The 18,512-nt window shown below is 65.7% G+C and carries 14 protein-coding genes; all 14 read right to left on the bottom strand.

The window, feature by feature from the left end; genetic code table 11:
• Positions 1 to 44 precede the first annotated feature (44 nt).
• On the bottom strand, positions 45 to 1,835 hold the full coding sequence (ftsZ, locus tag MRY80_RS04295) for a cell division protein FtsZ (protein WP_293288417.1): 1,791 nt from the start codon (positions 1,833 to 1,835) through the stop codon (positions 45 to 47).
• 72 nt (positions 1,836 to 1,907) lie between these two features.
• Entirely contained in the window at positions 1,908 to 3,230 is a 1,323-nt protein-coding gene (gene ftsA / locus MRY80_RS04300) for a cell division protein FtsA (RefSeq protein WP_293288419.1), read from the bottom strand.
• Positions 3,230 to 4,135, bottom strand: coding sequence for a cell division protein FtsQ/DivIB (locus MRY80_RS04305; RefSeq protein WP_293288421.1), 906 nt, complete (start codon positions 4,133 to 4,135; stop codon positions 3,230 to 3,232). Before MRY80_RS04305 ends, ftsA begins: the two co-directional genes overlap by 1 nt.
• Entirely contained in the window at positions 4,132 to 5,067 is a 936-nt protein-coding gene (locus MRY80_RS04310) for a D-alanine--D-alanine ligase (protein WP_293288423.1), read from the bottom strand. Before MRY80_RS04310 ends, MRY80_RS04305 begins: the two co-directional genes overlap by 4 nt.
• 189 nt (positions 5,068 to 5,256) lie before the next feature.
• On the bottom strand, positions 5,257 to 6,603 hold the full coding sequence (locus MRY80_RS04315) for an MATE family efflux transporter (RefSeq protein ID WP_293289598.1): 1,347 nt from the start codon (positions 6,601 to 6,603) through the stop codon (positions 5,257 to 5,259).
• 126 nt (positions 6,604 to 6,729) lie between these two features.
• A complete protein-coding gene (murB, locus tag MRY80_RS04320; RefSeq protein WP_293288424.1) occupies positions 6,730 to 7,701 on the bottom strand; it encodes a UDP-N-acetylmuramate dehydrogenase in 972 nt (323 codons plus the stop codon).
• Positions 7,698 to 9,110, bottom strand: coding sequence for a UDP-N-acetylmuramate--L-alanine ligase (gene murC / locus MRY80_RS04325; protein ID WP_293288426.1), 1,413 nt, complete (start codon positions 9,108 to 9,110; stop codon positions 7,698 to 7,700). Before murC ends, murB begins: the two co-directional genes overlap by 4 nt.
• A gap of 24 nt (positions 9,111 to 9,134) precedes the next feature.
• A complete protein-coding gene (murG, locus tag MRY80_RS04330) occupies positions 9,135 to 10,253 on the bottom strand; it encodes an undecaprenyldiphospho-muramoylpentapeptide beta-N-acetylglucosaminyltransferase (protein WP_293288428.1) in 1,119 nt (372 codons plus the stop codon).
• A 9-nt stretch (positions 10,254 to 10,262) separates the two neighbouring features.
• Entirely contained in the window at positions 10,263 to 11,417 is a 1,155-nt protein-coding gene (ftsW, locus tag MRY80_RS04335; protein WP_293288429.1) for a putative lipid II flippase FtsW, read from the bottom strand.
• Positions 11,417 to 12,772 (bottom strand): UDP-N-acetylmuramoyl-L-alanine--D-glutamate ligase, encoded by a 1,356-nt coding sequence (murD, locus tag MRY80_RS04340; protein ID WP_293288430.1) that lies wholly within the window; start codon positions 12,770 to 12,772, stop codon positions 11,417 to 11,419. The genes ftsW and murD overlap by 1 nt, the downstream gene beginning before the upstream one ends.
• Complete coding sequence (mraY, locus tag MRY80_RS04345; RefSeq protein WP_293288431.1) at positions 12,769 to 13,851, bottom strand: phospho-N-acetylmuramoyl-pentapeptide-transferase; 1,083 nt, start codon at positions 13,849 to 13,851, stop codon at positions 12,769 to 12,771. Before mraY ends, murD begins: the two co-directional genes overlap by 4 nt.
• 46 nt (positions 13,852 to 13,897) lie before the next feature.
• Positions 13,898 to 15,331 (bottom strand): UDP-N-acetylmuramoylalanyl-D-glutamyl-2,6-diaminopimelate--D-alanyl-D-alanine ligase, encoded by a 1,434-nt coding sequence (locus MRY80_RS04350; RefSeq protein WP_293288432.1) that lies wholly within the window; start codon positions 15,329 to 15,331, stop codon positions 13,898 to 13,900.
• On the bottom strand, positions 15,328 to 16,785 hold the full coding sequence (locus tag MRY80_RS04355; RefSeq protein ID WP_293288434.1) for a UDP-N-acetylmuramoyl-L-alanyl-D-glutamate--2,6-diaminopimelate ligase: 1,458 nt from the start codon (positions 16,783 to 16,785) through the stop codon (positions 15,328 to 15,330). Before MRY80_RS04355 ends, MRY80_RS04350 begins: the two co-directional genes overlap by 4 nt.
• A gap of 50 nt (positions 16,786 to 16,835) precedes the next feature.
• A complete protein-coding gene (locus tag MRY80_RS04360) occupies positions 16,836 to 18,512 on the bottom strand; it encodes a penicillin-binding protein 2 (RefSeq protein WP_293288435.1) in 1,677 nt (558 codons plus the stop codon).

Below are 18,512 nucleotides of genomic sequence, written 5' to 3' on the forward strand. Positions count from 1 at the left end.
GCTCTCGCCGACCTCCCTTCACCGTTTGTTACAGCCTTCGGCAATCAGTTTGCCTGACGGCGCAGGAAGGCCGGAATTTCCAGGTGATCGTCTTCCGCGGAAGCCGGCGCATGCGCGGACCGGCGGCCGTGATCATCCAGTTGTCCCTTTCGCGGCGCATAGAGCTGGGCGTCCTGCGAGAGCGCACGGCGCGGCTCGGCCGGGCGGCGTTCCAGGTCGTGGTCGGCCGGCTGCAGCTTCGGCGAAGCAGCCGCCTTCTCCTCGCGCGACAATCCATGCGTCAGCCGCTTCAGGAGACCGAGCGGGCCACGCTCGTCGTCCTCTGCCGCGTGCGAACGCGTGGTCGCGGCCGATTCCATCTCGGCCTGCACCATCGGCGGGAAGTCCTCGACGCGCGGCATGCGCGACACTTCGCGCACCGGCGCTTCACGCTCGATCGGTTCACGCATCACCGGCTCGCGCTGCACGGGCTCCCGCTGGATCGGCTCGGGCTGGGGCGCACGCTCGCGAGCGATCGGAGCAGTGGCCGGCGCTGCACGCATCGGCTGCTGCGCCGACGTGAACAGCCGGCTCTTCGGCGCGAAGGTCGGGGCCGACGATCCGCCGCTCGCAGCGACCTTTTCCTCGAAGGCGGCCATGTCGCGCTCGGTTTCGCGGATCACGTCACTCATCTCGTCATCGGAGAAGATCGGATCGGGCGAAGACGCCTTGGGGGCCGGAGCCGGGGCCGCTGCCGGAGCGACGGCCGAAGGCGTCAGCGACGAGGTCGTCGCCGATGCGGGCGCTGCGGCGGGACGCGGCGCGATGGTCGGAGCAGCCGGACGCGGCTTGGCGCGCAGTTCGGTGTCCGGACGGACGGCGACACCCGGCTGGGTCTCGATGCCGGTCGCCACGACCGAAACGCGGATGATGCCTTCCAGCGTCTCGTCGAAGGTGGCGCCGAGGATGATGTTGGCGTCCTGATCGACTTCCTCGCGAATGCGGGTCGCCGCCTCGTCGACCTCGAACAGGGTCATGTCGCGGCCGCCGGTGATCGAGATCAGCAGGCCCTGCGCGCCCTTCATCGAGGTCTCGTCGAGCAGCGGATTGGCGATCGCGGCTTCGGCAGCGGTCATCGCGCGTCCTTCGCCGGAGGCTTCGCCGGTGCCCATCATCGCCTTGCCCATCTCGCGCATCACCGAGCGGACGTCGGCGAAGTCGAGGTTGATCAGGCCTTCCTTGACCATCAGGTCGGTGATGCAGGCAACGCCGGAATAGAGAACCTGGTCGGCCATGCCGAAGGCGTCGGCGAAGGTCGTCTTGTCGTTCGCGATGCGGAACAGGTTCTGGTTGGGAATGACGATCAGCGTATCGACGTTCTTCTGCAGTTCCTCGATGCCGGCTTCGGCGGTGCGCATGCGGCGCTGGCCTTCGAAGTCGAACGGCTTGGTGACGACGCCGACGGTCAGGATGCCTTTTTCGCGCGCGGCGCGTGCCACCACCGGTGCGGCGCCCGTGCCCGTGCCGCCGCCCATGCCGGCGGTCACGAAGCACATATGCGTGCTGTTCAGGTGGTCGACGATCTCGTCGATGCACTCTTCGGCCGCGGAGCGGCCGATGTCGGGCTGCGATCCCGCGCCCAGTCCCTCGGTGACACCGAGGCCGAGCTGGATGATGCGTTCCGCCTTGTTCATCGACAGGGCCTGCGCGTCGGTGTTGGCGACCACGAAATCGACGCCCTGCAGACCGGCGTTGATCATGTTGTTGACCGCGTTGCCGCCGCCGCCCCCGACACCGAATACCGTGATGCGCGGCTTCAGCTCAGTGATATCCGGCTTTTTGAGATTGATCGTCATTATGTCCATCCTTTCTGATGCCGGATGCGCCGCCACACCCGCTTGCGGGCGTCGCCCGCAGTTTCCCCGAAACTAAAAACTGTCTTTCAACCATTGCGTGACGCGCCCGAGAGGGCCGTCGGTTCCCGTTCCCGCCAACCGGAACGGATGTGCGAATTTCATCGAGCTGTGGTCGTTCTCGGCCACCTGCGGATAGATCATCAGCCCGGCAACCGCCGCGAAAGCCGGCCCCTTGGTCGCCGTCGGCAGACCGCTGACGCCGAGCGGCCGTCCGATGCGCACATTGCGCCCGAGGATACGCCGCGCCAGTTCCGGAAGCCCGGTCAGTTGCGCTGCGCCGCCGGTGAGCACCACCCGCTTGCCGACCACGCTCGAATAGCCTGACTTGTTGATCCGGTCGCGCAGTATCTCCAGCGTCTCCTCCACCCGCGCCGCGATGATGCGGTTCAGGAGGCTGCGCGGCACTTGCGTCGCCTGGGTCATGTCGTCGTCGCCGATCGCCGGCACCTGAATGACGTCTCTCTCGTCGGCAGGCGTCGCCAGAGCCGAGCCCTGCATCACCTTCAGCCGCTCCGCGACGTCCAGCCGGCAGGAAAATCCGCGCGCGATGTCCATCGTCACATGATGACCGCCGATAGGAATGGAATCGGCGTGAATGAACGCCCGGTCGGCGAAGATGGCGACCGAGGTCGTCCCGCCGCCCATGTCGACGCAGGCGCAACCCAGATCGAGTTCGTCGTCCACCAGCGCGGACAACCCGCTCGCATAGGGCGTCGCGACCATCGCCTCGACGCTCAAGTGAGCCCGGTTCACGCACATCTCAATATTGCGCAGCGGCGCGGCGTCGGCCGTAAGCACATGCAGGTTCAGCGACAATTCGCGCCCGATCATGCCGCGCGGATCGACAATCCCGCGCTCGCCGTCGAGCATGTGATCGACAGGCAGCATGTGCAGAACCGTGCGATCGACGTTCCCCGCCCGCGCGACACCGGCCTTCAGCACCTTCTGGATGTCCGACCGCGAAATCGGGCGATCCTCGTCGAGCTCGATCGATGCACTGGAGATATGGCTGGACAGCCGCCCCGCGCTGACATTGACGATCATCGAATCGACGGTCAGGCCCGCCATGCGCTCGGCCGCATCCACCGCCTGGCGGACGGATTGTTCGGCTGCTTCCAGATCGTTGATCAGGCCGGATTTCACGCCATGCGACTTGGTGTGGCCGATGCCGATCACCTCCGGCGCATGGGTGCGGCCATGCAGGTATTGTCCTGCTTCGCACGGCACCATGCGCGCGATCACGCACACGGTCTTCGTGCTGCCGATATCCAGCACCGTGACGACGGTGGACCGTCGGGCCTTCTTCTGTTCGGGAGCGCGGGACTTTGACGGCATCAGATGCTGCTCCGCCTTGCGGCCTTGATGGCCTTGTCGCGCGCCTTCAGGACGGCTTCGCGCCGCGCCATCGCGTTTTCGGTCAGGGCCACGGTCGTGCGATCGGACAGGCGCAGATCGATCGACGCGATGTCGCGCGACAGGATCTGCGTTTCCGCGTCCATGGCGAGGAGCCGTTCCACAGCCTGTCCGGGATTGTCGGCCGGCAGCTTGACGGTGATCCCGCTGGCGAGCCGGACATCCCAGCGCCGCTCGCCGATATGGATGAGTGCTTTCACCTGCGTCGCGAAATCCGGATAGGCGGCCAGCCGCTCCATGAAGGGCGCAGCGGCTTCGCCCGCCCCCGGTCCGACAACCAGCGGAAGCGTGTTGAAGCCGACGCCGGCATAGGCCCCGATCACACGGCCGTCGCGCTCGATCAGCGAGAGGGTCTCGCCCGTCTGCCAGATGGCGAAGGCCTCGCGCTCGGTGATGCTGATCTCCAGCTTGCCGGGATAGACCTTGCGCACCTGCGCCGCCTTCACCCAGGGCAAGCCCTGCAGCGCGGTGCGGGCCGCGCGAACGTTGACGGTGGCAAGTGACGACGATTCGTCGATGCCGAGTGCCGAAATGACGGCGACTTCGGAGGTGTTCACCTGACCGGAGATTTCGACCTCGGAGACCGCGAGACCCAGAAAAGCCGTCACCTGATTCGCGGCCGAGCCGAATTGCCCGCCGACGACCGAGCCGTAAAGCGCAGTCGCCGCGAAGATGGATGCGAGCCCGGCGCCTTCGACATAGCGCGGAATGACAATGTCGCCGGCGAAGACCTTGGAGAAGAAGCGGGCAGGACGCCGCAGAACGCGCGGCAGCACGACGCCGCCGTCTCGCGCGGTGCGGGTGCTTTCCCTGCTTTTTCTCTTCAACGCAAACAAGATGCGTCCTCCACCATCCAACTCAAGAGCTCCCCGAAGGAATGCCCGGCATAAGCGGCCAGTTCGGGAACCAGCGACGTCGCCGTCATCCCCGGTTGGGTGTTGATTTCCAGCCAGACGACTTCGCCATTTTCGGAGAACCGGTCGTCGTAACGGAAGTCAGAACGGGTAACGCCCCGACACCCAAAAGCCTGATGCGCTTTGAGGGCCAGCTTGGTTATCGTTTGGTTAATTTTTGGTGAAATTTCCGCCGGACAGACATGATTTGATCCACCTGCAACATATTTGGAATCGTAGTCGTAGAACTGGTGTCCCTGCGGGATGATCTCGGTGACGCCCAGCGCCACGTCGCCCATCACCGCGCAGGTCAGTTCGCGACCGTGAACGTAGCGTTCCACCATCACCCGATCGCCATATTTCCAGTCGGGAGACGTGAGGATCTGGGGCGGATGCGCCTGATCCTCCTTGACGATCACGACGCCGAAACTGGACCCTTCCGCCACGGGCTTGACCACGTAAGGCGGCTTCATCGGATGCGTCGAGGTGAAGTCGTGCCGGTCCATGACCTTGGATTCCGCCACGGGGATGCCGTGCGTCTTCGCCACGCGCTTGGCGATTTCCTTGTCCATCGTCACCGCTGCCGCCAACACGCCGGAATGCGTGTAGGGGATCTGCAGATATTCCAGGATTCCCTGGATCCTTCCGTCCTCGCCGAACGGGCCGTGCAGCGCATTGAACGCAACGTCCGGCCGAATTTCGGCCAGCTGTTGGGCCACGTCGTGCCCGACATCCAGACGGGTCACCTGGTAGCCGCAGCGTTCCAGTTCATCCGCACAAGCCGTTCCCGACATCAGGCTGACAGGACGTTCGGACGAGAATCCGCCCATCAGTACCGCGACATGCTTGTGCTGACTTCCGCTCATGCTGCACTACCCTTTCACCCGAACGCCAGGATCGAAAACCAAGACCCACCCGCACCGGCTCGCACATTGACGTGACACGAACGCGGCTGGGCGCGAACGGCGCCCGAATCAGTCGACCAAGGAACTGGGTGAAAAGAATCAGAGCTTTGATTCGCTGACAAGCGCCAGCGCACAAAAACGCGCCGGCGGTCAGCTCTGTGGCTTCGGCCGCAACAGCATGAAACGGCCGTTCAGCGACACGGCAGCCAGGCCAAGACCGGCAGCCAGACCGCTCCAGACGCCGACGCCGCCGAGGCCTGCGATAAACGCGAGACCATAAGCCATCGGAAAGCCGACGCCCCAATAGCTCGCGATCGCAAGCAGCATCGGCACGCGCGTGTCTTTCAGTCCGCGCAGCAGCCCGGCGCCGACCGCCTGGGCGCTGTCGAGAAGCTGGAAGGCGGCAGCAACCATCAGCAGCGGCACGGCATAGGCGATGACCCGCGGCGCCTGCGGCTCCGCATTGTCGAGAAACAGGGAGATCAGGAATTCTGGCAGGACCCAGAACAGGACCCCGCTCATCGAGGCGAAGACCAGACAGATCGCAAGCGCCGAACCTGCGGCCCGGTTGAGGGCCATGGCGTCGCCTCTGCCATGGGCGCGTCCGACCCGCACGGTCGCCGCCTGCGACATGCCGAGCGGCACCATGAAGGCGATCGACGTGATCTGCATGGCGATGCCATGCGCGGCAAGCGCAGCCACACCGATCCAACCCATCAGGATCGACGAGACGACGAACATGCCGACTTCGGCCAGAATCATGATCGAAATCGGCAGGCCCAAGCGCAGCACCTCGCGCAGATCCGGCCAGTCCGGGCGCCAGAAGCGCGCGAAAACCTCGTATTCAGACGCCTTCCGGTCGAAGCGCACATAGGCGACGAGGACAGCGAGGGTCAGCACGGTCGTGCCGAGCGACGCGATCGCCGCGCCACGCACGCCCATTTCCGGGGCGCCCCAATTGCCGAAGATCAAGGCCCAGTTGAGCCCGGCGTTCAAAATCGCGCCGGCGACCGTCGACCAGAAAATGACCCGCGGCCTCTCCACCGCCGACAGGAACGCCCTCAGCCCCTGTGCGACCAGTGTCGGCAGCATCGCCCATTGGGCGATACGCATGTAGTCGCCAGCGGGCGCGGCGACGCCCGGGTCCTGGCCCAGCGCCAGCAGGATGTCCTCGGTGAACCAGAGAAGCGCCATGACCAGCGCCGAATAGGCGATCGCGACCCAGAGCCCCATGCGCACTGCGCGGCGCACGCCTCTTGTGTCGCCACGGCCTTCCGCCTGCGCGGCAATCGGCATCACTGCCTGGCTGAAACCCGAACCGAATATCATCACGGTGAAGAACATCGGCGTCGCCAGCACGGCGGCCGCAAGCGCCTCGATCGAATACCAACCGAGCATCACGGTGTCGGTCGTGTTGATGAGCGTCAGACCGATCTGCGACCCGACAAGTGGCCCGCCAAGCTTCAACGTCGCGCGCAGATGCCCGCCCCAGCCCATGGGGACAGACGTATCCTGCGGCCGTTCTGGACGGCGAAGCGTGTGGATCGTGTCGGTCATTGCCGCGCTATGCCCGATTTCGACACGCGGCGCCATGAATTTCAGTCGGCAGTTGGTCGATGCCGCCTACAGCATCCGCCCGAGGAACGTCTGGACCTCCTGCCCCGGCCTGAACAGTCCGATGCGCTTGATCTCCCATTCGAGCCGGATGCCGGAAGTTTCCATCACCCGTGCGCGCACCGTCTCGCCCAACGTCTCCAGGTCATGGCTGGTCGCCGTGCCGGTGTTGATCATGAAATTGCAGTGCATCGGGCTCATCTGCGCCCCGCCGATCATCAGCCCGCGACAGCCGGCCTTGTCGACCTCTTTCCAGGCCGACGTCCCCTCCGGGTTCTTGAAGGTCGAGCCACCGGTCTTTTCCTTCACCGGCTGCACCGTCTCGCGATGATGCTGGACCGCGTCCATGGCTGCCCGGATCTCGTCGCGATCCGCCGGCGCGCCCTCGAACAGCGCCCCGGTGAAGATCAGATCCTTCGCGGCGCCGGAATGACGATAGGAATAGCCCATCGCATCATTGGTCAGCACATGCCGCTCGCCCTGCCGGTCGATGGCATGCACCTCGAGCACGCGGTTACGTGTTTCGACGCCATTGGCGCCGGCATTCATGCGCAACGCGCCGCCGATGCCGCCCGGGATGCCGTGGTAGAAATGAAACCCGCCAATGCCGGCTTCCAATGCCACCGCAGCCAGCCGCTTGTCGGGGATCGCCGCGCCGGCACGAATGCGCGTCGGCGACACGACGTCAGCCTGGCCGAAACCCTTCGCCGAAAGCCGGATCACGACGCCGGGAATGCCCCCGTCGCGCACCAGCAGATTGGAGCCGACCCCCACAACCATCACCGGAACATCCTCCGGCAGCGCCTTCAGAAACGCGGAGAGATCGTCCTCGTCGGCCGGTTGGAACAGCAATTCCGCCGGTCCGCCGGCGCGAAACCAGGTGATCTGGTCCATCGGCGCATTCGGCGCCAATCGCCCACGAATCCCGTCCAAGCTGCCGGACAGTCTCTCCAGAAGCGCCTCGCCGTCGATCGCCGTCATGAAACCGGCTCGCCGCCAAGTTCGCCGGGCAGGGCATAAGCCCACTGGGTGATGTTGCCGGCACCGAGGAAGATGACGAAATCTCCGGGCTGAGCCGTGTCGCGGATCGTCTGAGCGATTGCCTCCGGCCCTTCGATGAGCCGCGCGTCGCGGTGTCCGCCCGCCTTCATCCGCGAGACGAGTTCAGCCGAGCCCACGCCCTCGATCGGCTTCTCGCCGGCCGGATAGACCGGCGCGATCAGGACCGTCTCGGCGTCATTGAAACAGGAGGCAAAATCGTCGAACAGGTCGCGCAGGCGGGTGTAGCGATGCGGCTGCATGATAGCGATCACACGCCCCTCGCCGGCAGCATCCCGCGCCGCCCGCAGCACCGCCCGGATCTCGACCGGATGGTGGCCATAGTCGTCGAAGATGCGCACGCCGTTCCAGGTTCCGGTCGCGGTGAAGCGGCGTTTCACCCCGCCGAAGGCGCCGAGGCCCCGCTTGATGCCGTCGGCATCCATGCCGAGTTCATGTGCCACCGAAATCGCGGCGGTCGCGTTGGAGACATTGTGATGGCCGGGCATCGGCAGCCGCAGGTCGCGAATCTCGGTCACAGTGCCGGTCTTGCGGTCGCGGATCGTCACGTCGAAGACCGAGGTCGCGCCGTCCATGTGATGGTTGGAGAAGCGCACGTCGGCCTGCGGGTTCTCGCCATAGGTGACGACACGCCGGTCTGTAATGCGCGACACCAGCGCCTGCACCTCCGGATGGTCGATGCACATCACGCCAAAGCCGTAGAAGGGCACGTTTTCGACGAACTGCCCGAAGGCCTCTCGCACCTTGTCGAAGGAGCCGTAATGATCGAGATGCTCGGGATCGATGTTGGTGACGACCGCGATGTCGGCCGGCAGTTTCAGGAAGGTGCCGTCGCTCTCGTCGGCTTCCACGACCATCCAGTCGCCCTCGCCCATCCGCGCATTCGTGCCGTAAGCGTTGATGATGCCGCCATTGATCACGGTCGGGTCCAGCCCGCCGGCTTCCAGAAGCGTCGCCACCATGGATGTCGTGGTCGTCTTGCCATGCGTGCCGCCGATCGCCACCGCGTTGCGGAAGCGCATGATCTCCGCCAGCATTTCGGCGCGCCGCACGATCGGCAGCAGGCGCTCGCGTGCCGCGACCACCTCGGCGTTGTCAGGCCTGATCGCCGTCGACACCACGACCACTTCGGCGTCGCCCAGATGTTCGGCCTCGTGACCGACAAAGACCTCGATGCCCTTGGCGCGCAATCGCTGCACATTGGCGTTGTCGGACTGGTCGGACCCCTGCACCCGATAGCCGAGATTGTGCAGGACTTCGGCGATGCCGCTCATGCCGATACCGCCGATCCCGATGAAATGCACAAGGCCGATCGTCTGCGGCATCTTCATGTCGAGTGTCCTGCGTCTAGAATTTCAGCCGGCCTTGAACTCGGCCGCTGTCCGGCCCGAGGCAATAGCCTCTACCAGATCGGCAAGCAAGGCGGTGGCCTCGGGCTTGCCGGCCCTGCGCGCCGCCTCGGCCATGGCCGACAGACGGTCCGGATCGGCGAGAAGTTCGACCAAGAGGCCGGACACTTTCGCCGCGTCGAGATCCTGCTCGCGCCGCACCAATGCGCCGCCCGCAGCCTCCAGCGCCGCGGCATTGGCCGCCTGGTCGTGATCCAGCGCATACGGATAAGGCACGAGGATCGCAGGCCGGCCGATCGCGGCGATTTCCGAAACCGTGGACGCGCCAGAGCGCGACATGACCAGATGTGCCGCGGCGACCCGCGCCGGCAGGTCGGAGAAGAAAGGCGACACGTCGGCCGTCACGCCCAGTTCCGCATAGCGCGCCCTGACCCGCTCCTCGTCCTCGGGCCTGGCCTGTTGGGTGATCTCGATCCGTCCGCGCAAATCGTCGGGAAGCTGTGCGATCGCGTCGGGCACCGCGTCGGAGAAGAACCGCGCGCCCTGGCTGCCGCCGAAGACTACGAACCTGAGCGGCCCGGTCCGATCCGGCGCGAAATAAGGCGCCTGCGACGCGGCGATCACGGCCGGACGGACCGGATTGCCGGTTTCGACGATCCTGTCGGCCAGCGCTCCTTCCGCCTTGAGGAAGCCGCCGGCAATCGCGGTCATGCGTCGCGCCAGCATCTTGTTGGCGCGCCCCATCACGGCGTTCTGTTCATGGATCACGGTCGGAAACGCGCCCGCCGCCGACCACAGGGGCGGCACCGTCGGATAGCCGCCGAAGCCGACCACCGCCTTGGGCTTCAGGACGTTCAGAAGCGCGCTCGACTGGCGCATGCCCTTGAACAGGCTCCACAGCGCCCGTACGACGGTCACGGGGTTCTTGCCCGACACCGTCGCCGACTGGATGACGTGCAGCCGGTCTTCCGGGAACCGGTCGGCGTAGCGCGTCGCGCGCTCGTCCGTCGCCAGCGGCACCGACCATCCGCGCGCCTTCAGCTCATGTGCGAGCGCCTCTGCCGGAAACAGGTGGCCGCCGGTACCGCCGGCCGAGATCAGGATCGTGCCCTTCGAGGTCTCCATGCATGCACCTCAAGCCGCCGGCTGGAACCGCGACGCGGCATGGAAGCGGATGCGGCTGGCCCGGCTCTCGGGGCGGCGACGCGTGAGCGCCAGCAGCATGCCCGCCGTGAGCGCGACCGCGATCATCGACGATCCGCCATAGGACACGAAGGGCAGCGTCATGCCCTTGGCCGGCATCAGTTGCAGATTGACCGCAATGTTGATCGTCGACTGAAAGCCGATCAGCACCGCCAGCCCGCTGACTGCGAAGCGCTGGAACGGGTCCTGGTCGTGCATCGCGCGGATCAGCGCGCGAACCACGATGAAGGCGAAGACCGAGACCAGCACCGCGCAGAGGAGAATGCCGAATTCCTCCGCGAGGACAGAGAAGACGAAGTCGGTATGGCTGTCCGGCAGGATGCGTTTCACCGTCCCCTCGCCCGGACCCTGGCCCAACCAGCCGCCGCGCACGATCGCCTCATGCGCGCGGTCCACCTGCCAGGTGTCGCCCTCGCCCGTCAGGAACCGGTTGATGCGCCCCGCCACATGCGGAAACACGTAATAGGCGCCGACCATGCCGGAGGCGGCGACGCCGCCGAGCACGATGATCCACAGCCAGGACAGGCCGGCGATGAAGAACATCGCACCCCAGGTGCCGGCGAGCAGCACCGTCTGACCGAGATCCGGCTGCGCGATCAAGAGGGCCGACATGGCGCCGAACAGGATCATCGCAATCAGGCTGCCGGGGATTTCCGGCCGGCGCTTCGATTCCGCGAACAACCATGCGCACAAGATCACGAAGGCCGGCTTCATGAATTCCGACGGCTGCAGCGACATGCCGGCGAGCCGCACCCAGCGCCGCGATCCCTTGATCTCGGTGCCGAAGAACAGCGCCATGACCATCAGCGCCACGGAAATGAGCAGAACGATCAACGCAAGGCGGCGGATCTGGCGCGCGTCGAGAAACGACACGCCGATCATCACGACGAGCGCGGGCGCCAGGAACAGCGCGTGGCGCTTGACGAAGTGATAGGTGTCGAGGTCGATGCGTTCGGCCACCGCGGGGCTCGCCGCAAAGGACAACACGACGCCAAAGCCTATCAGGATGATGAAGGCCGCCAGGAACCAGCGGTCGATCGTCCACCACCATTCGGCGACAGGGCTGCGGTCGCTGCGCGTGTACATTATGCTTCGCTCCCCGTTTGTCCGGCCATCACAGGCTCAACGTCCATCAATGCCATGACCGCATTAACAAAGGCTTCACCACGTTTTTCGAAGTTCCGGAACTGGTCGAAACTGGCCGCCGCGGGCGCCAGCAGCACGACCGGCTCCGGCGAGGAAGAGCGTTCGGCCGCCGCCGCCGCATGGGCCACCGCCGCGTCCAGCGTGCCGGAAATCTCGTAGGGCGTCGCCTCGCCCAGGGTCGCAGCGAATTGCGGCGCGGCCTCGCCGATCAGATAGGCCTTCTCGATGCGCCCGAACAGCGGCCGCAATGCCTCGATCCCGCCCTCCTTGGGCAGGCCGCCGGCAACCCAGTGGATCGCATCGAAGCTCGACAGGGATTTCTCCGCCGCGTCGGCGTTCGTCGCCTTGGAATCGTTGACGAAGAGCGTTCGGCCCCGCCGGGCGACGATCTGCATGCGATGCGCCAGCCCCGGAAAGCTGTTCAGGCCTGCGGTGATCTCGTCGGTCGACAGTCCGAACGACCGACAGACGGCCGCCGCGGCGAGCGCGTTTTGCAGATTGTGGTCGCCGCGCAGCGACGGCGCGCCGGACAGGTCGATCGAGCCGCCACCGCCGTTGACCGACACGCTTTCGACCATCTTGCCGTCATGCTCCAACCCGATGGCGATGCGCCGGCAGAAATCGTCGTCGATGCCGCAAACCGCGTAGTCGCTGCCCTGCAAGAGCCGCGCCTTGATGGCGGCGTAGTTCTCCATGCTGCCATGCCGGTCGAGATGGTCCGGGGACAGGTTGAGCAGCACCCCGACGCTCGGGTCGAGCGAAGGTGCGAGATCAATCTGATAGGACGAACATTCGACGACATGGAAACGATGCGGCGCCGGCGGCTCCAGATCGAGGATCGGCGTGCCGATATTGCCTCCGAGCTGCACGTCGCGGCCGGTTTCACGCAAAATATGCGCGATCAGCGCCGTGGTCGTCGATTTGCCGTTGGTCCCGGTGATCGCGACGAAAGGCGATTTCGGGGCCAGCACGCGGCGCTCGCGGCAGAAAAGCTCCACGTCGCCGATGACCTCGACACCGGCGGCCGCGGCGAGATCGACCGACCAGTGCGGCTTCGGATGCGTCAGGGGCACGCCGGGCGCAAGCACCAGTCCGTCGAGCGCGCTCCAGTCAAGATCGCGCAGGTCGCCGGTCTCGATCCCCTCGGCCTGGGCCCGTGCCACCGCGTCGGGATTGTCGTCCCAGGCGGTCAGGCGCGCTCCGCCGGCGATCAGCGCGCGCGCCGTCGAAAGGCCCGACCCGCCGAGGCCGAACAGGGCGATGCGCCGGTCTTTGGCTGTCGTGACGGGGATCATCTGAGCTTCAGCGTCGACAGGCCGATCAAAGCCAGGATCACGGCGATGATCCAGAAACGGATCACGATCTGGCTCTCCGTCCAGCCGAGTTTCTCGTAGTGATGGTGTATCGGCGCCATCAGGAAGACGCGCCGGCCGGTCATCTTGAAATAGGCGACCTGGATGATCACCGACAGCGCCTCGACCACGAACAGTCCGCCGATGATCCCCATGACGATCTCGTGCTTCGTGGCGACCGCAACCGTGCCGATCAGCCCGCCCAGAGCAAGCGAGCCCGTGTCGCCCATGAAGATCGCCGCCGGCGGCGCGTTGAACCAAAGGAAGCCGAGCCCTGCGCCGATCACGGAGCCAAGGATCACGGAAAGTTCGCCCGTGCCCGGCACGAAATGGATCTGCAGATACTCCGCGAAGATCGCGTTGCCCGACAGATAGGCGATCACGCCGAAGGAGGCGGCGGCGATCATGATCGGCACGATCGCAAGCCCGTCCAGCCCGTCGGTAAGATTGACGGCATTGCCGGCCCCGACCACGACAAACGCGCCGAAGGGAATGAAGAACCAGCCGAGATTGATGATCCAGTCCTTGAAGAATGGGAAGGTCAGGCTTGATGAAAACGGCGCGTCGCCGGCCTGCAGGATCGTGTAGGTCGCAATGCCCGCGATCACGAATTCCAGCCCCAGACGCGCGCGGCCCGAAAAGCCCTTGTCGCTCTGCTTGGTGACCTTCAGATAGTCGTCGTAGAAGCCGATCAGCCCGAAGCCGAGCGTCACCAGCACGACCACCCAGACATAGACGCTGGTCAGGTTGCCCCACAGCAGCGTCGATCCGATGATGCCCGACAGGATCATCAGCCCGCCCATCGTCGGTGTGCCGGCCTTCTTGAAATGGGTCTGCGGTCCGTCCGCACGGATCGGCTGCCCCTTGCCCTGCCGGATGCGCAGGCCCGCGATGATACGCGGCCCGAACAGGAACACGATGAAAGCGGACGTGATCAGAGCGGCGCCGGTTCGAAACGTGAGATATCGAAACAGGTTGAAGATCTGAAAATGCTCGGAATATTCCGTCAGCCAGTAAAACATGCCGTCAATCCCTCTCCCGGCGCGCCGGTTGATGTCCCCACAACCCCTACTCCGCCACGGCCGGATACGTGTCCAGGAACGCCTTGACGATGCGCGAAAAGCCAAGGCCGTTCGAAGACTTGACCATGAACACGTCGCCGGGCTGCGGCGCCGCGATCAGGGAAGCGGTCAGGTCGTCGACGGTCGGCTGGTACTCGCACGCAAGGTCGTCCGGCACCGCGCCCGCGAGCGCCGCCATCTCAGGACCGGCCAGATAAAGCCGATCGACGCCGGCCGCGGTCACCGCGCCGGCAAGTCCCTCATGCAAGGCGCGTGCATGATCGCCGAGTTCGAGCATGTCGCCGAGAACGGCGATGCGCCGGCCATGCCCCTCGACGGGCGCGGATGCCAACAATTCGAGCGCGACCTCCATCGAGGTCGGGTTCGCATTGTAGCTCTCGTCGATCAGTGTAAAGGCGCCCTCGCCGACCGCCAACATGTGGCGCTGGCCGCGCCCCTTTTCCGGGCGAAGCGAAGCGAGCGACTGTCCGGCCATGGCAAGGTCCGCGCCCGCCAGATGCGCCGCGCCGAGCACCGCAAGGCAATTCTGCACCATGTGCCGACCGGGTGCGCCGATCATCGCGGTGACGTCTTCGTCGAACACCCGCGCTGTCACCGCGGACCCGTCGTCAAAATACTTCGCGTTCAGGAGCCGGACCTTCGCCCGCTCATGCGCACCGAAACCGTGAATGTTGTTCACGCCCGCCTGCCTGGCGAGGTCCTGCAGCAGATTGAAGCGCGGATCGTCGCGATTGATCAGGGCGTGGCCGCCCGGCTCGACGCCGGTGAAGATCTCGGCCTTGGCGCGGGCGATAGCGTCGAGATCCTCGAAATAGCCCAGATGCGCGGCGGCGATCAGCGTCACGATGGCGACATGCGGACGCACGAGCGCAACCAGCGGCGTGATCTCGCCCGGATGGTTCATGCCGATTTCGAAGACGGCGAAATCCGTGTCTGCAGGCATGCGCGCCAGCGTCAGCGGCACGCCCCAGTGGTTGTTGAAGGAGGCAGCCGAGGCATGCACCCTGCCCGACGGCGCCAGCGCAAGGCGCAGCGCTTCCTTCGTCGTCGTCTTGCCGGCCGAGCCCGTCACCGCGACGACCTTGGCCTTCGACCGCGCCCGCGCTGCAGCACCCAACCGGCCAAGCGCGTCGAGGACGTCGTCGACGACCAGCATCGGAATGGTCAGCCGACCGAGCGCAGGCAGCCTGGCTTCCGAAACGACGAGCAAGGATGCGCCGGCGGCGACTGCGGCCGTCGCGAAATCATGTCCGTCGAACCGGTCACCCTTGATTGCGAAATAGGCTTCGCCCGGCTGCAGCGAGCGCGTGTCGATGGAGATGCCGGTGACCGCTTCGGGCAGGCCGTGCACCGGCCGCGCGCCCATCGCATCGACCATCGCCTGACCCGTCCAGAGCGGTTCGGTCGTCGTTTCCGTCATGCTGTCTCCCTGCTGACGGCCGCGCGCGCTTCCTCGTGGTCGGAGAAATGCGTCGTCACGCCATTTGCCGTCTGGCCGGTCTCATGCCCCTTGCCCGCGATGATCAGCGTGTCGCCGCGTTTCAGGGACGCGACCGCGGCGCGGATTGCCTCGCGCCTGTCGCCGATTTCGATCGCGCCAGGCGCGGCCTCCATGATCGCCGCGCGGATTGCGGCAGGATCCTCGGATCGCGGGTTGTCGTCCGTCACATAGACCCGATCGGCAAGCCGGCTGGCGATCTCACCCATGATCGGGCGCTTGCCGGTGTCGCGATCGCCGCCCGCGCCGAAGACGACGATGACCTCGCCGGAGGTAAAGGGCCTGACCGAGGTCAAGACCTGTTCCAGGGCGTCCGGCTTGTGGGCGTAATCGACATAGACAAGCGCGCCCGCTTCGGTATGCGCAACGAGTTCCAGCCGGCCCGAAGCGCCCTGCAGCTTCTCAAGCGCAGAGAAAGCGGTTGCCGGCGCCACGCCTGTCGAGATGGCGAGCCCGGCGGAAACGAGCGCGTTGGACACCTGGAATTCGCCCGCCAGCGGCAACTCGATCCGGTAGGTTTCGCCGGCATGTACCACTTCGATGATCTGCCGGTAGCGCTCATGCTCCACCCGCTTCAGCGAGATGAAGCCGCCCTTGCGGCCAACCGTCAGGACGTCAAGACCGGCCGCGGTCGCTGCATTGATCGCCCGATCCGAAAAGGCGTCGTCTGCGAAGATCACCGCGGGCGCCCCCTTGGCGAGCAGCGTGTCGAACAATCGCATCTTGGCGCCGAAATAGTCGTCGACCGTCGGATGATAATCCATGTGGTCACGGCCGAGATTCGTGAATCCGCCGGCCGCAAGCCGAACGCCGTCGAGGCGTCGCTGGTCGAGGCCGTGGCTGGATGCTTCCATCGCGACATGGGTCGTGCCGGCCTGCGCCAGATCGCGCAAGATCGTGTGCAGCATCACCGGGTCCGGCGTGGTCAGCGAATCCGTAATCCGGATCTTCGGCGAGATGACGCCGGTCGTCCCGAGGCTCGCAGCCTCGAAACCGGCCTCTGCATAGATCTGGCGTGTGAAAGAGGCGACGGATGTCTTGCCGGCGGTTCCGGTGACCGCCACCACCGTGTCGGGCTGCGGACCGAAAAAGCGGGCTGCGATCAGCGCCAGGGCCCGTCGCGGATCCGGCGTGCGGATCACGGGCGCTGCCAGCTCTCCCACATCCGCGTCCGTACCGCAGATGACGGCGACGGCGCCGGCCGCAACAGCGGCCTTCGCATAGGCCGCGCCGTCCTGCTTGACGCCGGCCAGCGCGACGAACACGTCACCGGCGGCGACCTGCCGCGAATCCGCCGTCACGCCGGAGAATTCGACATCGACCGTCGACGCCCCAGCGTTTGCAAAAGACAGCCCGTCGATTTCCTGCAAACGCATGGCGATGTCCCGGTCTACGCTCCGAATCGTTTCCCACGCCTGTTTATACGTCAATATGACACGAGCAAGGTATCATCGCCTTCGCCGAACTGCGGCGTAAGCCCCAGCAGCGGCGCGGCGCGGCGGATGATCGCGCCGGCGGCCGGCGCCGCGTTGGAGGCCGCCGTCGCGCCCTGACCGGAGCCGGGCACCGGTTTCGGCTCGTCGACGATGACAAGAACCACATAGCGCGGATCGTTGATCGGGAAGGCGGCGAGATAGGCGTTGAAGCGCTTGTTGCCGACATAGCGCCCGTTGACGACCTTCTCGGCCGTGCCGGTCTTGCCGCCGACCGCGTAGCCCTCGACCAGCGCCTGACGGCCCGATCCGTGCTCGCCATTGAGATCGAACAGCGCGCGCATGTTGTCGCTGGTCTGGCCGGAAATCACCCGCTGCGCCAAGGCCTTGGCGTCTTCCTCGCTGCGCGGCAGGAAAGTCGGCGGGATCAGCCATCCGCCATTCATCAGCGCCGCGCCGGCAACCGCCGTGTTCAGCGGCGTCGTCGCCACGCCGTGACCGAAGGAGATCGTCATCGAGTTGATCTTCTTCCACTCATGCGGCTGCGTCGGGGTGGCGACCTCCGGCAATTCCGTGTCCAGCCGGCTCAGAAGCCCCAGCCGCGTCAGGAACGCCTTGTGGCCTTCCACGCCGACCATGTCCGCCTCGCGCGCCGAGCCCACATTGGAGGAATACTTGAAGATCTCGGGCACCGTCAGCGAGCTGCCCTTGTTGTGGAATTCCTTGATCGTGTAGCCGGCGACACGGAACGGCCGGGTGTCGACCCTGTCCGTCATGTTCACAACACCCGAATCGAGCGCCATCGCGGTGGTGAAGCTCTTGAAGGTCGACCCCATCTCGAACACGCCGCCCGACATGCGGTTCAGACGATCCTTGTCATTGGCGTTGAACGGATTGTTCGGGTCGTAATCGGGAAGCGACGCCATCGCCACGACTTCGCCCGTGCGCACGTCGATGATGACGCCGCCGGCGGCGATCGCCTGGTAGCGTTCCAGCGCCTGGCTCAGTTCGTCGCGCACCGCATATTGCACGCGCGCGTCGATCGACAACTGCACCGGCGGCAGGTCCACCCCGACATCGAGGCCGAGGTCCTGCATGGTGCCAAGCCCCTGGTCGTCGATATATTTCTCCAGCCCGGCGATCCCGGCATTGTCGACGTCGACAAGCCCGAGAATATGCGAGGCAACCGGCCCGCCGGGATAGAAGCGCCGCTTCTCGGTGCGGAATCCGAGGCCGGGGATGCCGAGCGCCAGAACGTCAGCCTGCTGGCGCGGCGTCAATTCGCGGCGCAGCCAGACGAAGGCCGCGCCAGACGACAATTTGCGATGCCAGTCCTTGTAGTCAACATCCGGCAGCACCGTGGACAGCGCTTCCACCGCCTCGTCGGCATCGACGATGTTGCGCGGCTCGCCGTAAAGCGAGGCGACACGAATGTCGGTCGCCAGCACGTCGCCATTACGATCGACAATATCCGGCCGCGAGGCAAGGCTGCGGTCGATGGTTGCGTAGTGTTGGACGTCGTCGATGTCGGCGAACCCGTATTGCACGAGGCGGCCGGCGATGGTCGCGTAGACGGCGAGGAAGCAGACCACGGCGATCACCGTGCGCGAACGCACCTGCGCGACGCTCTCGCGCGCCGGACTTTTCGTGTTCACGCCCGTGGCGGCCAT

It is taken from the genome of Oricola sp. (genome assembly GCF_022763245.1).
In the GTDB taxonomy this organism is placed as follows: domain Bacteria; phylum Pseudomonadota; class Alphaproteobacteria; order Rhizobiales; family Rhizobiaceae; genus Oricola.